This window comes from uncultured Zhongshania sp. (genome assembly GCF_963975605.1).
Taxonomy (GTDB): Bacteria; Pseudomonadota; Gammaproteobacteria; order Pseudomonadales; family Spongiibacteraceae; genus Spongiibacter; species Spongiibacter aquimaris.
This window is the reverse complement of record NZ_CAXBHN010000008.1, coordinates 1-21,463: the sequence shown is the minus strand read 5'-3', so window position 1 is coordinate 21,463 and position 21,463 is coordinate 1. Positions and strand designations below refer to the sequence as shown.

Genomic DNA, 21,463 nt, shown 5'->3' with positions numbered 1-21,463 from the left:
GAACGGCGGGGGTTTATGCCCGTATGGTGGCTTTACTTGGGCGGTGGTGTCGATTTGGCGGCGCTGAATGTCAATTCATCGCCATTGGCCGTGAGGATGCTGCCGCCCACGCCGGGAACGCTCATTAAATCATCGGCACTGCGAATGGGGCCTTTTTCTTCGCGGTAGCGAATAATGGCCTCGGCGCGTTTAGGGCCAACTCCCTTCAAGGTTTGTAGCTCTTCGGCACTGGCGGTATTGATATCCATTGCGTTCGCGCTATTAAAGAAAGCGAGTGACAACAGTAGGGCGAACAAAAAACGAGGTGCCGTGAAACGGCAAAGAAAGTATTTCATCGTAAAAATCCTTTTCAAGATGAAGTGTTTAAGGGTAATTGTGCAGGTGCACCATCTGGCGCACCTGTTTCAATCATAGAGCATGTCGATAATTATGCAAAGTCGGCAATACTCTCTGTTTAGCGAACTTTAATCTCTGTCCATAGTTTGTTGATTAAGCGGCGTTGTTTTGCATTGCGCGCAGCCACTGTTTCTAGGGTCTTTTGTACTTCGTCGTTGGGGAAAATAGCAGAGATTTTTAAAATCTCGGGCTCGATAAACGGTGTGGCAGCAGCGTTGGGGTTGCCGGTACCGACGACATTGGTCAGTTCGGCGGCGTTTTCTGGTGCCATCATAAAGTTAATGAATTGCAGCGCTAATTCAGGGCTGCGGGCTTTTTTCGGAATAACCATATTGTCCAAGGCCAACACTGCGCCTTGTTTTGGCAGTACGAAGTTCACACTGAAGTCACGGCCAGCATCCGCGGCATCGACGCGAGCCTGGAACATATCGCTAGAGTAGCCGTGAGCAACCCAAATATTGCCAACGGTTAGCTCTTTTATATAGCTTGATGAGTTAAACGCAGCCCAGTAGGGTTTGGCTTTTAAGATCAAAGCCTGCGCTTCTTTTAGGTGTTTTTCGTCGTTGTCATTAATCGAGTAGCCCAGGTATTTAAGCGCCGCGCCGAATAGTTCTTCCGAATCATCCATAACGGTGACTTTACCCTTTATTTTTTCCAGTACCGCTGGGTCAAAAATAATGGACCAGTCACTTGGGTCGATGCCTAGCTCAGCGATTTTTTCTTCGTTATAGCCGATTAACGTGGTGGTGAATGCGTAAGGCAGTGAGTAGATGTTGCCTGGGTCGTAAGCTTTATCTAAAAAGCCCTTGGCGGTATTGCCAAGATTGCTCAGCTTACTTTTATCTAGTGGTAGCAAAAAGCCCTGTTTTACCAGCGCCTCAACGGCGTTTTGGGTGGGAATAACCACGTCGTAATCACCGGCGCCAGCCAGCAGCTTTGCCATCATTTCTTCGGTGGCTGAGAAGTAGTCTTGCACTACTTTGCAGCCACATTGTTCTTCAAAACGGGTGACAGTATCTTCGGCGATATAGTCGTTCCAATTAAACAAGTGTAACGCTTTCTCGGCCATAGCAAATTGCGAAACGCACAGCACAAAACAGCACAGTATCTTTTTCACGGTAGCATCCTTTATATAAGGGTTAGGTAAAGGGTATAGCGGCTTAGTTTCTCAACACCATTGGTGAGATTCGGGAAAGCGCGGTGATCAGTACCAGCGTCACCAGCATAAGCAAGGTGGACACCGCGTTGACTTCAGGAGTGACAGCAATTTTCACCATGGAATAGATCTCCAGTGGCAACGTTGAGCTGCCAACCCCTGCAGTAAAAAACGTAATTACAAAATCGTCAATAGAAAGTGTAAATGCCATCATGCCGCCAGCGATAATGCCGGGCTTTAACAGCGGTAAAGTGACCAGGCGAAACGCTTGTAGTGGCGTTGCCCCGAGATCGCGGGCAGCTTCCACTAGGCTTTGATCCATGCCTGATAGCCGAGATTGCACCGCCAGTGCGACAAAGCCGATACAGAAACTAACATGGGCGAGAATGATTGAGGTCATCCCCAGTGTGGCATTGAAGAGGATGAACATTAGCAGCAGGCTTACCCCGATTAAAATATCGGGCATGGCAATGGGCCCAAGTACTAGTGCCGACAACCATTTTTGGCGGAAACGGTAAATAGAGAGTCCGGCCAATGTGCCTAGCACGGTCGCCAGCAACGCGCTGATTGTGGCGATGATCAGAGAGTTTGCCGCAGCGTGCAGAATATCTCCGTTCTGAAATAGCTTGTGGTACCACTTCCAAGTAAAGCCGACCCACTCGGCGTTGAGTTTTGAGTCGTTAAAGGAAAACAGCACCACGACGGCCAACGGCACATATAGAAACAGATATACCAGGCTGCCGGCGGCGATCAGAAATTTGCTGGGATAAGCGCTATTTCTTGCCATTGTTTTCTCCAGCGGGACTGCCCAACTTGGCGGCAACTAGCACCAGTACTAGCGTGATTGCGGTGAGGACTAAGGAAAGTACACTGCCAAATGGCCAGTCGCGGGATTCAACAAACTGCTGCTTAATGACATTGCCAATCATGATGCCGTTGGTGCCGCCGAGCAGGTCGGGAATGGCAAAAATCCCCAGCGATGGGATAAATACCAGCACCGCCCCAGCGTAGATGCCGGGCAGAGACAGCGGCCAGGTAATTAACCAAAAACATTGAAATCGATTGGCGCCTAGGTCTTGTGCCGCATCGAGCAAGCGATTGTCGTGTTTTTCTAAATTGGCATACAAGGGCAGAATCATAAAGGGCAGGTGGACATATACCAGGCAGACAACGACCGCCGTACTGCTAAACATGAGGGAAATAGGTTCTAGACCGAGGCTGCTCGTAACGGCGTTCAATGCAGCAGTGAGTGCGCCTTGTGGGCTGAAAATAATCATCCACGCGTATATACGCACTAAAAAATTGCTCCAGAATGGGAGTATGACGAGCAGTAGCAATAAATCGCGATAGCGCTTTTGACTGCGCGCAATCATTAAGGCAATCGGATACGCCATTAGCACGCAAATTAAGGTTGTTACGAGTGCGTAGGCCAGCGACTTAATCAGTAAGCTAAGGTAAATGTCGGTCTCAAATAGGCGCTGCCAGTTCTCGAGTGTGAGGTCGAGGGTAATGCCGCCGTCGTCAATGTAATACCACGGCGCTAAGCCACCGTATTCACCCGAGAATCGAAATGAGGCGAATAGCATCATTAAGCTGGGGACGGCAAAAAACAGTAGCAAATAAAGTCCCGGCGGCAGGGAGAGTAAAATGCGGCTGAGTCGTTCAGCTCGGTTTAGGGCGGCGGTGAAGAAAGTGCTCACTAGTCAGCGTACCAAGTGGCCGGCGTCAGTGCGCCAGGCAATTTGCACGGCGTCACCGGTATCGAAGAGTCTAGTGCGACCCGGTGCGTCATTGGCTAGCATGGCTTCAATTAATACGCCGTTGGCGAGTTCGATGATGTAAACCGTGACGTCGCCTAAATACAACATGTCGTGGACCTGGCCGCTAAACAATACCTCGTTGTCGTCAGCGACGAGCTGGGCCGCCAACCTAATTTTCTCTGGTCGAAGGGTGAGGGCGCAGTTGTCGCCTGCTAAAAATTTTATTTCAGGATTTGTGCAAACATCGAGTTCGCCTAAACCCTTAATTGCTATGCGCAGATTTTTTTCGCCGGTCGCAACGACGGTGGCATCGAGTAAATTACATTGGCCAATAAAATCTGCTACAAAGCGGTTGTCTGGGCAGCTGTAGAGCACAGAGGGCTCGTCAATTTGGCTGATTTCCCCTTTGTTCATCACTGCAATGCGATGCGACAGCGCTAGTGCCTCGCCTTGGTCGTGGGTGACATAAACAAAGGTGATGCCAATTTCTTTTTGCAGGTTAATAAGCTCAATCTGCATTTGCTCTCGTAATTTTGCATCCAGTGCCGACAGCGGTTCGTCTAGTAGCAGCAGTCTCGGGCGATTTACCAGGGCGCGGGCGATAGCGATACGCTGCTTTTGGCCACCGGAAAGCTCATCGGGGTAGTGGTTTGCCTTATCGGGTAGGCGCACATCCTCAAGGATTTCGCGCACCATCGCATCAATGACGGGTTTGGCTTTTTTGGCCATCCGCAGTGGAAAGGCGATATTTTCCGCCACGGTCATATGCGGAAACAGCGCGTAGCTTTGGAATACCGTATGGACTGGGCGTTGTTCCGGCGTCAGCGCAGTAAGAGATTTGCCGTCGAGTAAAATCTCGCCGTTGTCTGCTTGATCAAAGCCGGCAATGAGCCGCAGTAGCGTGGTTTTGCCGCAGCCAGACGGGCCGAGCAGGGTGAAGAACTCACCCGCTTCAATATGCAAGCTCACCTTGTCTAAAGCCACAAAGTCGCCAAAACGGCGCGAAACATCAATGATTTCTAACACTGCTAGGGGGGCTTCCGTGGCGGTTTGCGTTGGTCGCTATTTTTTTCCGTTGATGGCCTCCACGTCAATAGCTTTTATTGCCGGTTTGCAGATTGATTTTGACTATATTTGACGTCTTGCAACGCGGCATGGCGCGGCGGCGTAAAGATCGGTAAAATGGCGGTCTTTTTCATCCCGTAGGCGTGGCGTTTTACGGGGCTTCAGCGGAGTGTGTAATGTCGGATATCAACAAGGTTGTGTTGGCCTATTCAGGTGGCCTCGATACCTCGGTTATTGTCAGGTGGCTACAGGATACCTATAAGTGTGAGGTGGTCACGTTTACCGCCGATATCGGCCAGGGCGAAGAAGTGGAACCTGCCCGAGCTAAGGCTAAGGCACTGGGTGTCCAGGAAATTTACATCGACGACCTTCGTGAAGAGTATGTCCGTGATTTTGTTTACCCCATGTTTCGCGCCAATGCGATCTATGAGGGCGAGTATTTGCTGGGTACCTCTATTGCCCGCCCGCTGATCGCCAAACGCTTGATCGAAATTGCCAACGAAACGGGAGCGGATGCGATTTCTCACGGCGCAACCGGCAAGGGCAACGATCAGGTCCGTTTTGAGCTGGGTGCATACTCGCTCAAACCCGGCATAAAGGTTATTGCGCCCTGGCGTGAATGGGACTTGACGTCTCGTGAAACCTTGATGGCCTATTGTGCCGAGCGCAATATCCCCGTCGATTTTGCCGGTAAAAAGAAAAAGTCTCCTTATTCAATGGACGCCAATTTACTGCATATCTCCTACGAGGGCGGTAATTTGGAAGATCCCTACTGGGAGCCAGAAGAAGATATGTGGCGCTGGAGTGTCAGCCCTGAGGCGGCACCAGATACGCCAACCTATATTGAATTAGGCTACGAAAACGGTGATCCAGTGACCTTGAATGGCGAAGCATTGAGCCCAGCCACCATGTTAGCGGCGCTGAATAAAATCGGCGGCGACAACGGTATCGGTCGTTTAGATTTGGTTGAAAACCGCTATGTTGGCATGAAGTCGCGGGGCTGCTATGAAACCCCCGGCGGCACTATTATGCTGCGTGCGCATCGCGCAATGGAGTCAATCACGCTAGATCGCGAGGCGGCGCATTTGAAAGATGAGCTAATGCCCCGTTATGCAAAATTGATTTATAACGGGTACTGGTTTAGCCCTGAGCGCCGTATGCTGCAAGCTGCAATCGATGAGTCGCAGGCTTTCGTGAACGGTGTTGTTCGCTTGAAACTCTATAAGGGTAATGTGGTCGTAGTGGGTCGGAAATCAGATAATTCGCTGTTCGACGAAGCAATTGCTACCTTTGAAGATGATGCCGGCGCCTACAATCAAAAAGATGCAGAAGGCTTTATCAAGCTTAATGCACTGCGCCTGCGAATCGCTGCGAATAAAGGTCGCTCGCAGCTGTAAGCGTCGTAAGTAAAAGGGGCGACGCAGCCCCTTTCTGCTTTTAATGAAGATAAGAATACATTAGGGGCTGGGGTTTCCGGTCGTTACGCTTAGGTTTCGGTGCCGATCGTGCACCGGCTGAATTTGCAAAATGGGACGTTATTGATGACTTTTTTTGAACCGCAGATGTACGCACGTAGGCTTCAGGTTCTGTCGCTAGCCATTGGTATTACGGCAATTGCAGCCTGTAGCGGCGACGGTAATAGGTCCCGGGGATTTAGCGGCACAGAGCCTAATTCCAGGCAGTTTAATATCACTGAAAGTTTGGCGACGGTGTCTTTTGCTGGCGGTGATACTTTGAGCCTGACAGAAAACTATGGCAGCGGTGCGTTTCGACCCGTAAATGGATCGAATGACGTGTTCTACACCATTAGTGACCGTGGCCCAACTATCGACTGTGCAGACAGTCAAGCGGCTATTGGTGTTGCCAATTTCTGCGGTGCCAACACCGGATCTATATTTGCGATTCCTAGTTATGTTCCTAAAATCATCAAGTGGCAGCTCAGTGGTATCGGTACAGCATTGAAGCTTGAACAAACCGAAGTGATTACCTTGAAGGGTGGTAGCAACGGTGTTGAGCTTAATGGTCTGCCCAATAGCTTTAGCAATGCGAGCAATGAGAAGGCCTTTGGCCCCAGCGGGATAGAGTTGCAGCCAAGCCCAAGCGGTGTCGATCCAGAGGCGATTGTTCAACTCGACAATGGTAAATTTTGGATTGCCGAAGAAAACGGCCCTAGCTTGCTGCTGGTCGATGTTGATGGTCGGGTTTTACAGCGACAAGTGCCAGCGGGTTCTGCCTTTGATCTCGGCGGTGCCAATTACACCGTTAGTGATGCAATTTTACCGGCGATTTTTTCCCGTCGTAAAATAGATCGTGGTATTGAGGCTCTCGCCTTAAGCCCAGATAACAAATTTTTGTATTTTATTATGCAAAGCGCCTTGGAGAATCCAGATAGTGCTGCCGCGGACAGTTCGCGAAATGTGCGAATCGGTAAGATCGAGCTTAATAGTGACGGCACGCCGAATGCGATGGTGGGAGAGTATCTATATCGACTAGATCCCAGCTCGAACTACGGTATCAAGTCAGATAATAGCGGTGATCTCGATGGCAATGGCGATTTTCTTGCCCAAAGTGAAGTGACTATTAATGAGGCCATTGCGCTCGCTGAAGATTACCTGGTGGTGGTTGAGCAAGCCAAGACAGTGAGTAAATATTTTCGAATCAATCTAGCAAATGCCACCAATATTCTTGGCACCAGCGCGGATACTTTTGGTATTTCGCCAAGTGTGGAGGAGCAGGAAAATCCTTCAGGTATTAAGTTTGTCACCAAGCAGCTTGGCTTTGATTCTCTGACGATGCCGCTGCCAGACAATATCGAGCCGCTGGCCGAAAATATTGAAGGTATGGCGCTGTTGGATTCTAATTTCGCGGTATTGCTGAACGACAACCAATACGGCATTTATGATGATGCAAGCATTGCTAAAGTATTGCCAATAGGTTCATTTGTTGTGCAGTCATCCGCGCCGCTTGAGCCTTCGCTAGACTACGAAAATTCCGCATCTTACATGCGTGACGACAGTAATTTCGGTTCAAATGCGGCGACGTCAGTGGTTGCCGATAGCGCTAGTGAGCAAATGTTTGTTGTCAATAATCAGAGTAATTCTGTCGATGTATGGGATATCTCTGAGCCTCTAACGCCACCGGTAAATAGTACAGAGCTCAATCTTGTGGCTGCTGCCAATGATGCCGGCATCAGTATCGGTGCGCCGAAATGGGTGACTATTGGCGGTGGCTATGTCGCAGTGGCGATTAATAATGTTAACCCGCAGGCCAACGGTATTCTGGCCTTGTACGATCTTGAAGATCTGAGTTTGGTTAGCACTTATACCGTAGGTGCCGCACCCAAGATGGTCATTTTCGACGCCCTGTCGACTATTATTGCCGTTGCGAACGAAGGTGTCCCTAGTGGTGATTATAGTTCTGATCCGGTTGGTTCGGTGACTATTATCGATATCTCAGACGGTGTTGAAACTCCGACGTTGACGACCATTGGGTTTGAAGATTTCAATGTGGGTGGCAGTAAAACTTTGCCAGCTGGTGTTCGAATTTTTGGTGCCAACAACCCATCAGTGGCACAAGATTTGGAGCCGGAGCATATTGCAGTTTCACTAGACAATAATAAATTGTTTGTGACGCTTCAGGAAAATAATGCGGTAGCCGTCATTGATATTGCAGGACTGAGTATTGATCGTATTATCCCGCTCGGAAGTAAAGATTTTGGCGTAGCTGGTAATGAGCTAGACGTTAATGACGACGGTAATATTGATATTCGAACCTGGAGTGGTGTTTACGGGATGTATCAGCCCGATGGTATTGCCGCTTACCGCTTCGGAAATAAAAACTACTTTGTTACCGCCAACGACGGGAAGGTTCGAGCAAACTCTGCCTTTAATGAAGCCGTTCGCGCGCAAGACGCTGATGGCTTCGCGAGTTCTGCAGAGATAGATCCATCTAATCCAAGCGCATTTGCTGCTCAGGACGGCAGCCAGTTAGGTCGTTTGTTTATCAGTAGTGAAGCGGGTGACACGGATAACGACGGTGATATTGACGAGATAACGGCCTTTGGGGCGCGCTCGTTTTCTATCTGGAGTGAAGATGGAAAATTGATGTACGATTCCGGCGCTGATCTGGCGAAAATCACCCAAAACCTTCCGAATAATGGCTTTAATGATCTCGATCAGGGTAGTGACGAGAGCGGCGCTAAGCCCAAAAGTATTTCTCTATTATCCAGTTTAAATCGCATATACGCGTTTGTGAGTTTAGAGCGCACTGGCGGTATTGCGGTTTACGATATCACTTCACCACTGGGTGTGCAGTTTATCCAGTATGTGAATAATCGTTTTGATAACAGTGCTGGAGTGACAAAGGATTTCGGCGCCGACGGTACGGCGGTGTTTTTCTTGGATAGTAAAGCCTATTTAGTAATCGCCAATGCTATGTCTGGCAATGTCCGGGTTATCGAAGTCGACCCAGGTGTAGAAGCAAGCGAGTAAGACTTTCACGCTTAATCTAAAAACCGCCTTGCTAGCAAGGCGGTTTTTTTTTGCCCCTTTCGGCTTAGCGCAAAATTATTAGTTCTTTGCGGGCCGCTTTTGCAATTTGCGCTGTAAGGTTCGTCGATGCATGCCGAGTTGGCGCGCAGTTTCTGAGATATTGCCGTCGTTTTCTGCCAGTACCCGCTGAATATGTTCCCACTCGATTCTATCTAAAGAAGGTGGGCTAAGTGTCTCTGTGGGTGTTTCATCTTGGATTGGGTGGTCGTCAAAGGCGGCGAGGATTTCTCTGGTACCGGCAGGTTTTTGCAAATAGTTGTTGGCCCCCATTTTGATGGCGTCGACGGTGGTGGCTATGCTTGAATAACCTGTCAGGACGATCATTCGCAACTTGGGGAAACGCTGGCGCAGTATGGGAATAAGGCTTAGGCCTGAGCGGGTTTCTAATTTTAAATCGATAACCGCTTTGTCTGGTGTGAACACTTCGCATCTCTGTAGTGCTTCGTCGACGCTATGAGCTACTTCGACTATGTAGCCACGGCGTTTTAGTGAACGACTCAGCGTAGTACTAAAGGTGATGTCGTCGTCGACTAATAAAAATTTCTCAGAGTTTTGACTCATGCCTGCCTCTGTATTTTTTCCAGTGGTAGTATTAATTCCACTTGGCTGCCACCGCCATCCCGCTGCTGCCAGCTTAATGTGCCACCGTAGCGATTAGCGGTTGCGTGGCTGAGGAATAAGCCCAATCCGCGACCTTTCCCTTTTGTGCTAACAAATGCCTTGGTAAACATAGCTGCTTGTTCAGCGCTAAGGCCGGGACCGCGATCTTTGATAGAAAATATGAGTTCGCTATTGGTATGTCGTAATTCCAAGTGAATATCACCGGGGCTGACATCGGCAGCATTATTTAATAAATTTAGGATCGCTTGGCTAACTGTGCCATCAAGCCGTAACTGCAGTGCTGCAGTCTCGTTGCCGATTGACGTTCTCAGTTCGCAAGCGGGGCGCAATATCTGCCAGCGCTCAGTTATCTCAGTTAAATAAACTCCGGCATCAACTGAGAAAACTTCTCCCTCACTTAGGTCGCGGGCAGTGCTTACTAATTTGTTTAAAATGTCTTTGCAGTGATCGAGCTGCTGTTCTAATAAGAGAATGTCGTCGGCGTCTTCAGCGTTTTTCTGCTCTGCTAAATCTTCCAGTATCACTTTCATCGTTGATAGTGGCGTGCCGAATTCATGGGCGGTCCCAGCGGCGAGAGTGGCAACTGCTAGCATTTGTTCATCTTGCAGGCGATGTTCGCGGCTGCGCGCCAACTCGTTTTCGCGCTGCCGCAAGCGGTGAGCCATTTTGAAAACAAAGTAGCTAATCAGTAGCGCGCTAACCAGGAAACTTGCCCACATGCCAAGTATGTGAGTATTGGGCGATGCGCCGTGCTGGTGTTGGAGCGGTGATAGCGCTTCTAAAGGGATAAAGAAAAATAGCAGTAAACTATAGGCCGCACAGGCGAGTATGCTTAGTGTCCATGCATAGGCCCATGGCAGGGTTGCGGCAGAAATGCACAGTGGCACCAGTAAATAGGAAATAAAAGGGTTGTTGGCGCCACCAGAGAAATAAAGCACCGCACTAAAGCCAATAGTATCTACGCATAAGTGGACAAATAACTCGATATCCGTCACGGGCCAGCTGCGAAAACTGCGCCACCAGCTGAAGACCGCAAATACCGAAATTGCTGCAAGCAGCAATTTAAGCGTGACGTAGGGCAGCAGCCAGCCGAGCTGCGCCTCTGCGTAAAATACCGCGGCAAACTGACCGGCGATGACCAGACTGCGTATTATGCACAGGCCACGTAAGTTAGCTGTGTTTGGGTTTAAGCTCACGTTTTGTTGTGCTATGGCGATCATGAATATATTCAATGCTTGTTAAATAATAATAATAAGTATACGCGGGTCTTGCTAATAGCGACGAGCTTTGACTGCGACACTTTGTCGCATCCTGCACTATGCACGGTTTCGGCGACCTCGTTTGCCAGCATCCTCAAAGTGAGGATTTGATTAGCTTGCGCTTGTAATTTATGTAATTAAAAGCGCATTGCGGCTGTAATTATCGGTGTAAACAAGGATAATTCTTGGCTGTTTTTACCGCTATGAGCACTGCCCGATGTCGCGCAAACTATTTGTTTCTATTCATCTCTATCTTGCTGCTTTCTTTTCTCCCGTCGTCATCATCATGGCCGTGTCCGGTGGTTTGTATCTGTTAGATTACGAAGGTGAAGTGATCCGAACTGAAGTCGGTCATGTTGCCAGTGCCAAACTAGATGCTAGTAGTCACACATTAAGCAGTGATGTTGTTGCAGTCCTAGCTGCGCTCAATATTCGTACTCGGGTAGAAGAGGTCCGAGTGCGCGGCGATAATTTTTATACTCGCCCATCTAGCCGACAAAATTATACCCTGAGGCAGACTGAGTCGGGCGTTGATGTTGAGGTCGCGAACCCCGATTTGCAGGCAGCGATGATGGAGCTCCACAAAGGTCATGGCCCTAAAATAGCCGTTTTATTTGAAAAAATATTTGCCCTAGGTTTGGTGTTGATCATGCTCACCGGCCTCTATTTAGGCTGGATGTCGCCAATGTATAAACGCAAAACCTTGTTGATCAGTGGTTTGGGGTTATTTGTATTTGCTAGCTTGATTCTTTTCTGATTATAAAATGGCAAAAGCAGAACGATATTTTTCTTAGCGGCCGCTAGGCCGCGGCTCCGCTATCAGTGCTGTCTTTTTATTATTTTGCTTGAACCAAACTGAGTCATAAATCGCCTGTCGATTGCATCCTTCCAGCGCCAAACCCAATTGCCTTGCAAGGCGGGCCAAAACCGTCGATAAGCAATAGCCGACTTTCCGCCTAGGGCAAGGATACTTAAGAAATCCCGCTGAGGGTGATGGGAGTGTAGTGGCTTACCTTGCAGTGCCCGTTGTAAGTTGTTGAACAGCACGGGGCCTTGTCGAACTGCGAACACCCCAGCGTGCGGGCGCGGGTGACGTGTTTGCTGCGCTATATCTCCCGCCGCAAACACGTAGGGGTGGCTGCGCGACTGCAAAGTATCTTCAATTGATATGAAACCATGGATATCCGTTGCTAAACCTGAGGTTTTCGGCCAGCTAGGTGCGGCTGCATGGGTGCATAAAACGATGAAGTCAGCGGGAATCCGCGTTGTTCCTGTGCAGTGAATTTCGCCTTTACTGAGTTTTGAAACATGGCAGTTTCTGTGAAGATAGATATTCGCCTTTTCTAAGGCGGTCTCGCAGCGCTTGCGAATTCGGTGGGGAAAGTCCTTTAAGGCTTGGTTTCCACGAAACACCAGATGAAGTGTCACCGGAACTGAGATCGACTGGCGCTCAGAAATCGCATGACGCATGGCTAAGACCAGCTCGACCCCCGCTGAACCCCCGCCAACGATAGCGATGGACTGTTTGGTATTTGCATTGTCTAGCTCTTGCAGTATGTGTTGCCAGCGCGGATAGAACTCGCTGATTGGCTTTACAGCTGTGGCGAACTCCGTTGTGCCAGGGATATGTAAATCGGGTGTAATGCCGCTGTTAATTGACAGCCAATCAAATACTTTTACAGCTGCGCCATTACTAATCTGTAATTCCTTATTGCGCAGGTCGATTTGGCTGACGCTGCCTTGAATCAATTTCGCGCCTGCGAAGTGGCATAGTTCCGCTAAATCTATATGCGTTTTATTCATCTGGTAATGACCGGCAATAAGTCCAGGCAGCATACCGGAGTAGGGCGTATGTTGTTGCGGTGAGATGAGTGTGAGGCTAACGCCCTTGATTGGATTACGTCCCCACAACTTCAGTACTTGAACGTGTGCGTGACCACCGCCGACGAGAACGAGTTCTTGAGTACTCTTGTTAGGGGGAGGTGCTGTCATAAAGTCTTATGCACAAACCGTGTTTGGGATAGATCGGAGTGTAAATTTAATACGCGAGTCATGTAAGTAGTAATCGGGATATCGGCAAAGAGGTCTTTGATGCGAAGCTGATTGATGGAACCTTTGCTTATTGTCCTGTTAAGCCTTGAATGACTCACCGGGCTAGTGAATTGTTGCCGGCGCAGCTAGCAATACGCCGGGCGTAAGCTACCATGATATTTGCACGTAAAGATTAAGGCGAGCTTAGCGTGGCCGGGCTAGAGGAGAGGCTTTAGCGACGAAAGGGATGATTAAGGCTGGGATGGTATCGGTTAAAGCCAGGGGCCTAGTTTAAGCGATGGGTGGGTGGTTTGATGCGGCGCCAAACTTGTTGGAATTAATGTCTTTAGGGGCAAAAGAACTCGTCGCTCTTCCATGTCTTAGGGCACGTACTCTAGCGTGCTATTTAGGCACAGTTCGGTCAGTTTCCGTGATAGGACGGCTTAAATGCTGAATAAAAAATTCATTCAAGTATTTTGCACATATGACGTTATATAAGGAAAGCGCCCCTTGCGTTTGTGAAATATAGCACGGGTATGGGATATGGAGTCACCGACACCGCGGGACAATGTTTTGAGCAATCCACGCATGTTAAAAAGGACTAAAAGACACCCCAAGAGACAATGGCATTTGTCCTCGCTGTTCATTCTTGCGACGGTATTTAGCGGTTATAGCCATGCTGATGTAGTCCGCAGTGAGGCTAATGAAGCCGGGGTGATGGTGATCAGGAATGCGGATGTTAAGTCGGGTGAGCTAAATTTAGCTGACTTGCGGGCGATATTTGCCGTTCGTAAGCGGAGCTGGGACAACAAGGCTCCGATCAAGGTGTATGTTCTTCCAGATAATCACGAGCTTCATCAGCGGTTTTGTAAATCAGTACTGAAAGTCTACCCCTATGTACTCCGCGAACAATGGGATCGCTTGCTGTTTAGTGGAACCGGAATTCCGCCAATTACGGTAGGAAGTGAAGAAGAACTCATTGCTCTGGTTAATGCGACCTCAGGGGCAATAGGTTATGCCGCAGTGGATACTCAAAAAGGCATGCCATCTATAGAAAAAATCCCGCCAAAAAGTTCAGAACTAGAATCTGAAGCGAGTACAAAATGATGCCATATTTATATAGAAAATACTGTCGACCCGCAGTGGTTTTCCTCGCTGCCTTAATCGGTTCGAGCCTGAGTTGCGCTGACGAAAATACTGATTTGCAGTTTCACGGCTTCTTGTCTCAGGGGTATCTACTCAGTGATGGCAACAACTTCTATGGTAATAGCCTGAGGGGAAGTACCGACTACACAGAGGCCGGTATTAATAGCACGTGGAGGGCAAGTCCCACACTGAATTTTGCAGGTCAAATCATTAGCCGCGACGCCGGGAATACCGATAATGGTGACGTTAAGGTAGATTTTTTATTCGCCGATATAAAAACCTTTGAAAGTGATGCGTCAGGCCTAGGGTTTCGGCTTGGTCGCGTTCGCAATGCCTTTGGTTTGTACAATGATACTCGCGACGTTCTTTTTACTCGTCCTACCATTTTAATGCCGCAGGCAGTTTATTTTGAGGGAAATGGCTTTCGCGAATTGTTTTTTGCTAGCGATGGCGTTCAGCTCTACAGTTATTGGGATTCGGATGAAAATTCGACAAATTTTAGCTTCACACTTGGGCGGGACAAGAGTCTCTCGGCAGATATCCTGAGGAATTTATTTGGACCCAGCGCATCGCTAGTTCATAAAGCTGAGTTCAAGACTCCTATATTTATGCAGCTTCTCCATTCCAGGAATGGCGGGGACAGTAAATTTGCGTTCTCAATGTTGAATGTCCATCTTGATTTACATTCGAATTCCAGTTTTTTCTCGGATATTACCCTCGACGCCAGTGGCTATGTTTTCTCTGCGCAAAAAAACCTCGCAACCTGGACCTTCACCGCAGAGTACAGTTTATTAAGCACTGAGTTTAGGACGTCGCTAGGGAATGAGGTCAACGAAATTGAATCGGCGTATCTGCAGGCGCAGTATCGTGTTCGCCCGGACTTTACCTTGACTAGCCGTTATGAGTACATCGTGCTGGATCGAGATAATCGCAGCGAAACAGATGGTCACCATCTTGTGTTTGGTGCGCGCTGGACACCATCACCAAGTTGGATAGTCGACATTGATGTCTACGGAATTAGAGGGCAGTCTGGTATTCCCGGTGTTGATAATGCCGACAATATGCCACTTAGCGAACGAACTGAAATCTTTTCTGTGATGATAGGGTATCGATTCTGAAAAACTCTGAGCCGATTGATGGCAGTGCTTCGGTGACGACTGCACCGATAGTTACGTTTGGCTTGCAGCGAAAGTTAAGTATTGTGCTTTTTTTAGCTGTAACCCTAGTGATGGGCGGCCGGGGTTACCTTAGTTTTGTTCAAACCGTTAATTCACAGCGAGAGAAGGTCGAGCTTGATTTATCCCAGCTGGAAGCGACGTTCCACGCAATACATCAGAGATCGAGCAAGGAACTCTTCCGGCTCGCAGATCAATTGCGAGTTCCCGCAGAAAATGAACTTGATGATAGTGAAGCTTTCGCACCATCTTTGATATCTGGCATTGAATCGATCTACTACTTGAGTAACAGTGGAACAATTTTGAATAGCTCAATACAAGCTGGTTCAAATGAGCACTTGAGTGAGAAACAAATTAGCGATGCCGTGGAGATTTTGCGGCGTGAGCAGCGTCCTCATGCAAACCTAAGCTGCCTATTGCAATGTTTTCAAAGTGTATTTATTCCAGTTATCGCAGACGACGGACGTGAGCTAATAATTAACATTAACCGCTCTGCGACATTATTGATTCAAGATTTTTATGAAATCACAGGGGCGGATATTGCTCTGTTTTCGGTGGGTAAAGACAGCGATGTGCTCGCTGTTGATAAAGTATTTGTTGCCAGCAATGCTGAAATAATAAGCTCAGTATTAGTTGATATATTGAAGTCACGTAAATATAGCTCTCACGGCAATCATATATTCTTTGATTCGATCTTGCGCGGCCTTTACAGCGCTCGATTTTTCCCCTTGAGTAGCGATGGCAATATCATTCCTTACGCGGCAGTTTTACAAGATCAAAGCCATATTCGAGCGCTAATTATTCAAGCGATAAAAGACATCGTTTTCTCCACTGTTATCACCCTGGTTCTTGTCGTGTTGCTCATTGGTTTAATTTTGAAGCCATCTTTAAATCGCGCAATGAGATTGGCCGAAGTGTTGCCCTTGTTGCCGAAGGGGCGATTTAGTGATGCTAAGAAGTTAAATAATGCAAAGGCTAAGAAAAAATACAGTGATGAAATAGATGTTTTGCAGTACACCGTTGGTGAAGTTGTCGACTCACTGGAAGGCATGAGTGCTAGTGTGAGTGAGCATAGGGATGAGCTTAGATTAAAAATTGAAGCACTAACGGAAGCTAAGGTGTTTAACGAGTTGATACTCGACTCGTCGCCGCTGGTAGTGGTTATCCATGACCGCGATGGTGTGATTTATAACATCAATAAACTCGGACGAGAGCTGGCGGGTTTGTCATCGGGTTCGTCGATAGCAGCTAATATCAATAATTGGGTAAGAAATGAGCACTCGAGCAAATCCTTGTCGAGCTCTTTGGCAAATATTTTTGATTCCACTAGTAAGAAGATGCAGGGGGAGATGGCCTTTTTTACTGATAATGGCCACAAATTGTATTTTTTATGGACTCATACCTGCCTACAAATAAATGGTGAGTCACGCATTTTGTCAATGGGGGTTGATATTACTGAGCGGAAAGAAACCGCTCAGAGTCTGTATTGGCTTGGCCAACATGATCGTATTACCGGCTTGCTTAATCGCGGCAGCTTTACAGAAAGTGCAAGTGAGAATATTGCCAAATATCATGATAGCCATCACATTGAGTTGGTCATGTTTGATATCGATAATTTCGCGATTTTTAACGATCGGTTTGGCTTTGACGCAGGTGATCGTTTACTCAATAGCTTAGCGTTACATTTGGCTCAGGCTCTCCCTGAAAATTGTCTGTTGGCAAGAACGGGGTCGGGAGAGTTTTGCGCCATCATTCAACATGCTAAAAGCACTGGGCAGAGTGTCAAAGATTTAAATTTGGAATCGCTTACTCGGTATAGCTTTGATCATAGTGATATTAATGAAGAAATTTGTATCTCAATTGTGGTTGATTGTTACGACCAATCTTTGAGCAGTATTGATGAGTTGATTTCTAATTCAACATCGACCATGGCCAAAGTGAAAAGCAAGATAAAGGGCACTTTGTATTACGCCGCAGAATCGGGTGACTCAAGCAAGCTATTGCGGCAAATGAAATACCGTATGAGGGAACAGTTGCAGTCTGCGTTGGCTGATAATCGGTTGGTGGTTTTTTATCAGCCGATTCTCGATTTGGCGTCTAACAGTATCAGTCACTGTGAGTGCTTGGTGCGGATGCTCGATAGTGAAGGTGAGTTTATTTCGCCAGCGCATTTTCTTGGTATTGCCGCCGAATCTGGCCTTATGCCACAGCTGGATTTCTCGGTTATGGAGAAAGCCATGCGTCAGCAGCGCATGTGGGAAGACTCGGGCATACATGTTGGGCTAAGCGTTAATATAACGGCATTTACCTTGGAGCAGGCAGATTTTGAGTCCCGCCTAGTCGATATGATTAGTCGCACCGGTGCGAACCCGGCGCATCTTATTTTTGAAGTTGTTGAAACTGATGCGCTGGAGAATCTTAGTGTTGCCCGTAAATTGCTAAACAACTTCAAAAACGTAGGTGCCAAAGTTGCCTTAGATGATTTTGGTATTGGGTTCACATCCTTCGAGTACGTTCGTGAATTGCCAGTGGACTATATAAAAATTGATCAATCATTTATTCGCTTTATTCACGAGCGAGAAAGCGATCAGATTCTAGTGAAGTCTATGGTGGAAATGAGCCATAACCTTGGTAAAAAGGTGATAGTTGAAGGAGTGGAAAACATGGAGGCCTTCAATATAGTTCGCGAAATTGGCGTCGAATGCGTTCAAGGTTATTACGTGTCCCGCCCCGTACCGATTAGCGCCCTTGATCTCTCGCTATCGATAAAAGGTGTGTAAGCATCTCCTTGAGCTGGCTAAGTCATTAAATTTAGTTGTCGGCCTTTTGTACTAAAAAAGAAATAGCATTTTACTTGTGTTGGGATTTCCTCCCGGCAATGACGCCACCATCGGCTAGAATATCAACGCCAGTAAGATATCCTGCTTTAGTGGTTGCGCAGAATGCGAGGAGTTCGGCTATTTCGTCTGGTCGCCCGACACGCTTGAGCGCAGCGGATTTCATTGCAATGTCGACACCGCCGCTTTGTTCTTCGAGTTTGCCCATCTCGGTATCGTAGATCCCAGGTGAAATACTTAGGATGCGGGCTCCTTTGGCGCCGTATCTCGCCGCGTTCTCCCGGCTAAACCACATGACGAAATTTTTGCTGATACTGTAGGCGATACCGCGACGATAGAAATCTGTCGGCATCAGCTTGCAGCGCAGCAATAACTTCTTTATCAGCTTTTCTGAAGCAGAAAATGCATAGCGATAAGTTCGTCGCGGGATCATGATTTCAGGCAGCATATGTCCAGCCATAGACGCCACATTGACTAAAACAAACCCTTCGCTAGCAGCGTCAAACATGGCATTGACAATATTCACAGTCCCTAGCACGTTCACACGAAGAATTTGTTCGGCACCTGCCATTTGTGGGCTGATTCCCGCGGTGTGTACAAGCGATACTAGGTTTCCTAGCGACTGAGCGCGGACTATAAGTTCGTTTACGGAATTGCGATCAGTGACATCTGTCACGATTCCGACAGCTTCGATACCGGCCATTGATAGTTCGTTTACTGCTAGGTCAAGACGGTTTTGATTTAGGTCGCAGAGCACTAGGCTGTGATCTGAGCCGAGTATCTTGGCGGTGGCAAGACCCATACCGCCGGCGCCGCCCGTGATGATCGAAACTCTTTTCACTATTACTGTCTCGTATTTGATTTTAGGCCTTTCGGCTCTGTAGCAATCGGGTGTGTATTATTTCGTTGATCAGCTGTGCCACCTCTTCTATGGGGCGAGGCTCAGCTTGTCTCAGCCACCAAATGAGCAGTTCGATCGTTGTGCTCACTGAGAGGGTAATACCGAGGTCGTCGGGTAGAGTAGACGAAAATTGCGTTTGTAGTCCGGCATAATTGGTAGATAGCTGCATCAGCTCCTGGCGAATGGATTCTGAGGCGCCGCCGGTAAGTAGAATTGACCACACTGCCCAATTGTCGTGAATGAATGTACACATCGACCGACAGGCTGACAGGGTATCTTGCTGCTCCATCACCGGTAGAACGTCATATACCATTTTATCAATTTGTTCTTTGGCTAAATCAACTAATAGCTCGTCGAGGCCTTCATAGTGTCTGAAGAAGGTGGCATAGCCGATCCGCGCATTCGCAGTGAGCTCCTTTACCGTAATGTCCTGAAACGTCTTTTCTCCAAGTTCTGAAAGGAGAGCTGCGCGTAGGGCTTCCCGCGATTTTTGGGAGCGAAGTCCCATGGTGTCTTTGGGTTTGGTTTTTAATTCAGGCATTTGTCCGACCGAAGCATTCAAAAATCAAGAGGACAGGCTTTCCCTCACATGGTCTCCAATTGTACAAGAACTGACAATTGAGTGATACGCACAATATCAATTGATCCATTGCGTATCATTTGATACAGTGCGTATCATTGCTTGTGGCGCTATTGGTCGAGTGCGATAACACGGGCACAAAATAATAAGAGGTGTTGTCAGCATGATTCGGTTAATTAGTGTGAAAAAATCAAGGGGAATACTATTCCTCTTGCCAATGATGTTTGCGGGTGAGGCTTACCCGCAAAGCGCAGCGAAAACTCCGGCAATAGAGGAGGTTATAATTACGGCGCAAAGACGTGAGGAAAATGCCCAAGATGTAGCGATCTCTGTGACGGTTTTTAATCAAGAGCAGATTGCCAATGCAAACATGATAAATTCGAGTGACATAGCGACCTATACGCCGTCGCTAACCGTCGACACTCGATTTGGTAATGAAAATACCTCATTTGCGATTCGTGGTTTTACACAGTCGCTTCGTACCACGGCTTCCGTCGCAACGTACTTTGCCGACGTGGTTGCGCCTCGCGGCGCGGTGGCTCAGACGCCAGGTGATGGTGCCGGGCCGGGAACACTGTTTGATCTTGCCAATATTCAGGTTCTCAAGGGGCCTCAGGGCACCTTGTTCGGCCGCAATACGACGGGCGGTGCCATTCTTCTAGTGCCCAATAAACCTTCGGAGGAATATGAAGGCTATGTCGAGTTTTCTGCCGGAGAACTAGGATCAAGACGCCAGCAATTGGTAGCGAACTTTCCGGTATCTGATAATTTCAAGGTGCGTTTCGGCCTGGATCAGAACGAGCGCGATGGCCACCTGAATAATATAACGGGGGTGGGTGCACGGAAGCTGGGGAATACCGAATATTTAGCCGCCCGGCTCAGCTTGGTATGGGATATAACTGACTCCATTGAGAACTATACAATTCTCACCTATGTTGATTCCGAATCAACAGGCTATACCGCGACGCTTTTTGACTGTAATTCCGATCAGACGGTCGTCGACAACCCTTTCGCGCTAACGATTGGTCGAGAGTGTGTGCGCCAATTAGAGATGCAGGAAGCAACCGGTCAGGATGGTTTCTACGATCTGGTTAGTACTGTAAAAACGCCGATTACAACGATCAAGGAAAAGCGCTTTATCAATACAACCACATGGGAGATTGATGAAAATCTGACAGCGAAAGGCATCATTGCCTATGCTCATCTAGAGGGTACCAACGGGTCTGATATTTTCGGTACGCGCTTTCAGGAAAATGTCGCCGCGCTACTCGGATTTGGGCTGCCTCTTGGTTTGGTGGATCCGCGTCGCGAAATCTCCTTGGGCGCCTCTGTTGTCAATCCTGACTTCCCGTCTACCAGCCAGCAAACATGGGTGGGGGAGCTGCAGCTACAGGGCGTGGCGCTCGATAGTCGTATGATTTGGCAAGCTGGTCTTTACCATGAAAATAGCACGCCGGATGGGTTTTCAGGGCAGAATGCAGCCAGTTTACTTTACTGCGACCTATCAACTATCGAAACGAGTGATCCTTCTCAGTTTAACTGCTTCGATCCCCTGCTCGGGATAGCGGGTGGCGTATTAATCTTCAAAAACAAAACCGAATTTCTAAACCAGGCGGTTTATGGCCAGGCGACTTACGACGTATTGCCACAGCTGAGTACCACACTTGGCTTGCGTTATACGTGGGATGAAACCAAGGGCGAAGGCGTTAAAGAGCGTTACGCATATTTGTTGTCGGCTCGACAAGCGCCTGTGTTTAGTCGTTCTACACCGGAAGTGAAAAGCGAAGCGCCAACCGGATTCTTGGAATTTAACTATCGACCTGTCGATGATGTGATGTTGTACACAAAATACACCAGGGGTTACCGTCAGGGCAGTGTTAATGTCGCGTCTGATCCTGGTCTCGATACGCATGAGCACGAAACCGTAGATACCTGTCTGGCGTCAACTATCTTGGCCGGTCGGCGACAACTATGATGGCCGGTTAG

General features: G+C 48.1%; 17 protein-coding genes. 7 read left to right on the top strand and 10 right to left on the bottom strand.

Translation table 11 applies throughout. From position 1 onward, the window contains the following. Nucleotides 1-32 precede the first annotated feature (32 nt). The 5 genes from AAC007_RS08950 to AAC007_RS08930 all read right to left on the bottom strand — a co-directional run bounded on the left by AAC007_RS08950 (nucleotide 33) and on the right by AAC007_RS08930 (nucleotide 4,338). Nucleotides 33-335, bottom strand: a complete 303-nt coding sequence (locus AAC007_RS08950; RefSeq protein ID WP_339676094.1) for a helix-hairpin-helix domain-containing protein — start codon at nucleotides 333-335, stop codon at nucleotides 33-35. Between the two features lie 119 nt (nucleotides 336-454). After that, the gene (locus AAC007_RS08945; RefSeq protein WP_339676091.1) at nucleotides 455-1,513 is read right to left on the bottom strand and encodes a spermidine/putrescine ABC transporter substrate-binding protein; all 1,059 of its coding nucleotides are present in this window, start codon (nucleotides 1,511-1,513) and stop codon (nucleotides 455-457) included. 43 nt (nucleotides 1,514-1,556) lie between these two features. After that, entirely contained in the window at nucleotides 1,557-2,339 is a 783-nt protein-coding gene (locus AAC007_RS08940) for an ABC transporter permease (RefSeq protein ID WP_219042584.1), read from the bottom strand. After that, nucleotides 2,326-3,252 (bottom strand): ABC transporter permease, encoded by a 927-nt coding sequence (locus AAC007_RS08935; protein WP_339676089.1) that lies wholly within the window; start codon nucleotides 3,250-3,252, stop codon nucleotides 2,326-2,328. Before AAC007_RS08935 ends, AAC007_RS08940 begins: the two co-directional genes overlap by 14 nt. Nucleotides 3,253-3,255: 3 nt before the next feature. Continuing rightward, nucleotides 3,256-4,338: an ABC transporter ATP-binding protein gene (locus tag AAC007_RS08930; protein WP_339676087.1), complete on the bottom strand. Its 1,083-nt coding sequence runs from the start codon at nucleotides 4,336-4,338 to the stop codon at nucleotides 3,256-3,258. A gap of 215 nt (nucleotides 4,339-4,553) precedes the next feature. Between AAC007_RS08930 and AAC007_RS08925 the strand changes: the two genes are divergently transcribed. Beyond that, complete coding sequence (locus AAC007_RS08925; protein WP_296436084.1) at nucleotides 4,554-5,774, top strand: argininosuccinate synthase; 1,221 nt, start codon at nucleotides 4,554-4,556, stop codon at nucleotides 5,772-5,774. A 144-nt stretch (nucleotides 5,775-5,918) separates the two neighbouring features. Further along, complete coding sequence (locus AAC007_RS08920) at nucleotides 5,919-8,867, top strand: choice-of-anchor I family protein (RefSeq protein WP_339676086.1); 2,949 nt, start codon at nucleotides 5,919-5,921, stop codon at nucleotides 8,865-8,867. A 78-nt stretch (nucleotides 8,868-8,945) separates the two neighbouring features. On the opposite strand, the gene AAC007_RS08915 is transcribed toward AAC007_RS08920, so the two are convergent. Then, entirely contained in the window at nucleotides 8,946-9,488 is a 543-nt protein-coding gene (locus AAC007_RS08915) for a response regulator transcription factor (protein WP_339676085.1), read from the bottom strand. Next, complete coding sequence (locus tag AAC007_RS08910) at nucleotides 9,485-10,768, bottom strand: ATP-binding protein (protein ID WP_339676083.1); 1,284 nt, start codon at nucleotides 10,766-10,768, stop codon at nucleotides 9,485-9,487. The genes AAC007_RS08915 and AAC007_RS08910 overlap by 4 nt, the downstream gene beginning before the upstream one ends. A gap of 256 nt (nucleotides 10,769-11,024) precedes the next feature. Here AAC007_RS08910 and AAC007_RS08905 point away from each other — a divergent pair, with 256 nt between their 5' ends. Then, the gene (locus tag AAC007_RS08905) at nucleotides 11,025-11,564 is read left to right on the top strand and encodes a PepSY domain-containing protein (RefSeq protein ID WP_339676081.1); all 540 of its coding nucleotides are present in this window, start codon (nucleotides 11,025-11,027) and stop codon (nucleotides 11,562-11,564) included. A 62-nt stretch (nucleotides 11,565-11,626) separates the two neighbouring features. On the opposite strand, the gene AAC007_RS08900 is transcribed toward AAC007_RS08905, so the two are convergent. After that, a complete protein-coding gene (locus tag AAC007_RS08900; protein WP_339676078.1) occupies nucleotides 11,627-12,799 on the bottom strand; it encodes an FAD-dependent oxidoreductase in 1,173 nt (390 codons plus the stop codon). Nucleotides 12,800-13,468: 669 nt separating this feature from the next. Between AAC007_RS08900 and AAC007_RS08895 the strand changes: the two genes are divergently transcribed. The 3 genes from AAC007_RS08895 to AAC007_RS08885 all read left to right on the top strand — a co-directional run bounded on the left by AAC007_RS08895 (nucleotide 13,469) and on the right by AAC007_RS08885 (nucleotide 17,939). Beyond that, nucleotides 13,469-13,945, top strand: a complete 477-nt coding sequence (locus AAC007_RS08895; RefSeq protein ID WP_296436078.1) for a hypothetical protein — start codon at nucleotides 13,469-13,471, stop codon at nucleotides 13,943-13,945. Further along, on the top strand, nucleotides 13,942-15,102 hold the full coding sequence (locus AAC007_RS08890) for a hypothetical protein (protein WP_339676076.1): 1,161 nt from the start codon (nucleotides 13,942-13,944) through the stop codon (nucleotides 15,100-15,102). The genes AAC007_RS08895 and AAC007_RS08890 overlap by 4 nt, the downstream gene beginning before the upstream one ends. A gap of 83 nt (nucleotides 15,103-15,185) precedes the next feature. Continuing rightward, the gene (locus AAC007_RS08885) at nucleotides 15,186-17,939 is read left to right on the top strand and encodes an EAL domain-containing protein (protein WP_339676073.1); all 2,754 of its coding nucleotides are present in this window, start codon (nucleotides 15,186-15,188) and stop codon (nucleotides 17,937-17,939) included. 70 nt (nucleotides 17,940-18,009) lie between these two features. Here AAC007_RS08885 and AAC007_RS08880 read toward each other — a convergent pair whose 3' ends face one another. Continuing rightward, on the bottom strand, nucleotides 18,010-18,837 hold the full coding sequence (locus tag AAC007_RS08880; RefSeq protein ID WP_339676071.1) for an SDR family oxidoreductase: 828 nt from the start codon (nucleotides 18,835-18,837) through the stop codon (nucleotides 18,010-18,012). A 22-nt stretch (nucleotides 18,838-18,859) separates the two neighbouring features. Beyond that, nucleotides 18,860-19,438, bottom strand: coding sequence for a hypothetical protein (locus AAC007_RS08875; protein ID WP_339676070.1), 579 nt, complete (start codon nucleotides 19,436-19,438; stop codon nucleotides 18,860-18,862). Between the two features lie 202 nt (nucleotides 19,439-19,640). Between AAC007_RS08875 and AAC007_RS08870 the strand changes: the two genes are divergently transcribed. Next, nucleotides 19,641-21,452, top strand: a complete 1,812-nt coding sequence (locus tag AAC007_RS08870) for a TonB-dependent receptor (RefSeq protein ID WP_339676068.1) — start codon at nucleotides 19,641-19,643, stop codon at nucleotides 21,450-21,452. Nucleotides 21,453-21,463 lie beyond the last annotated feature (11 nt).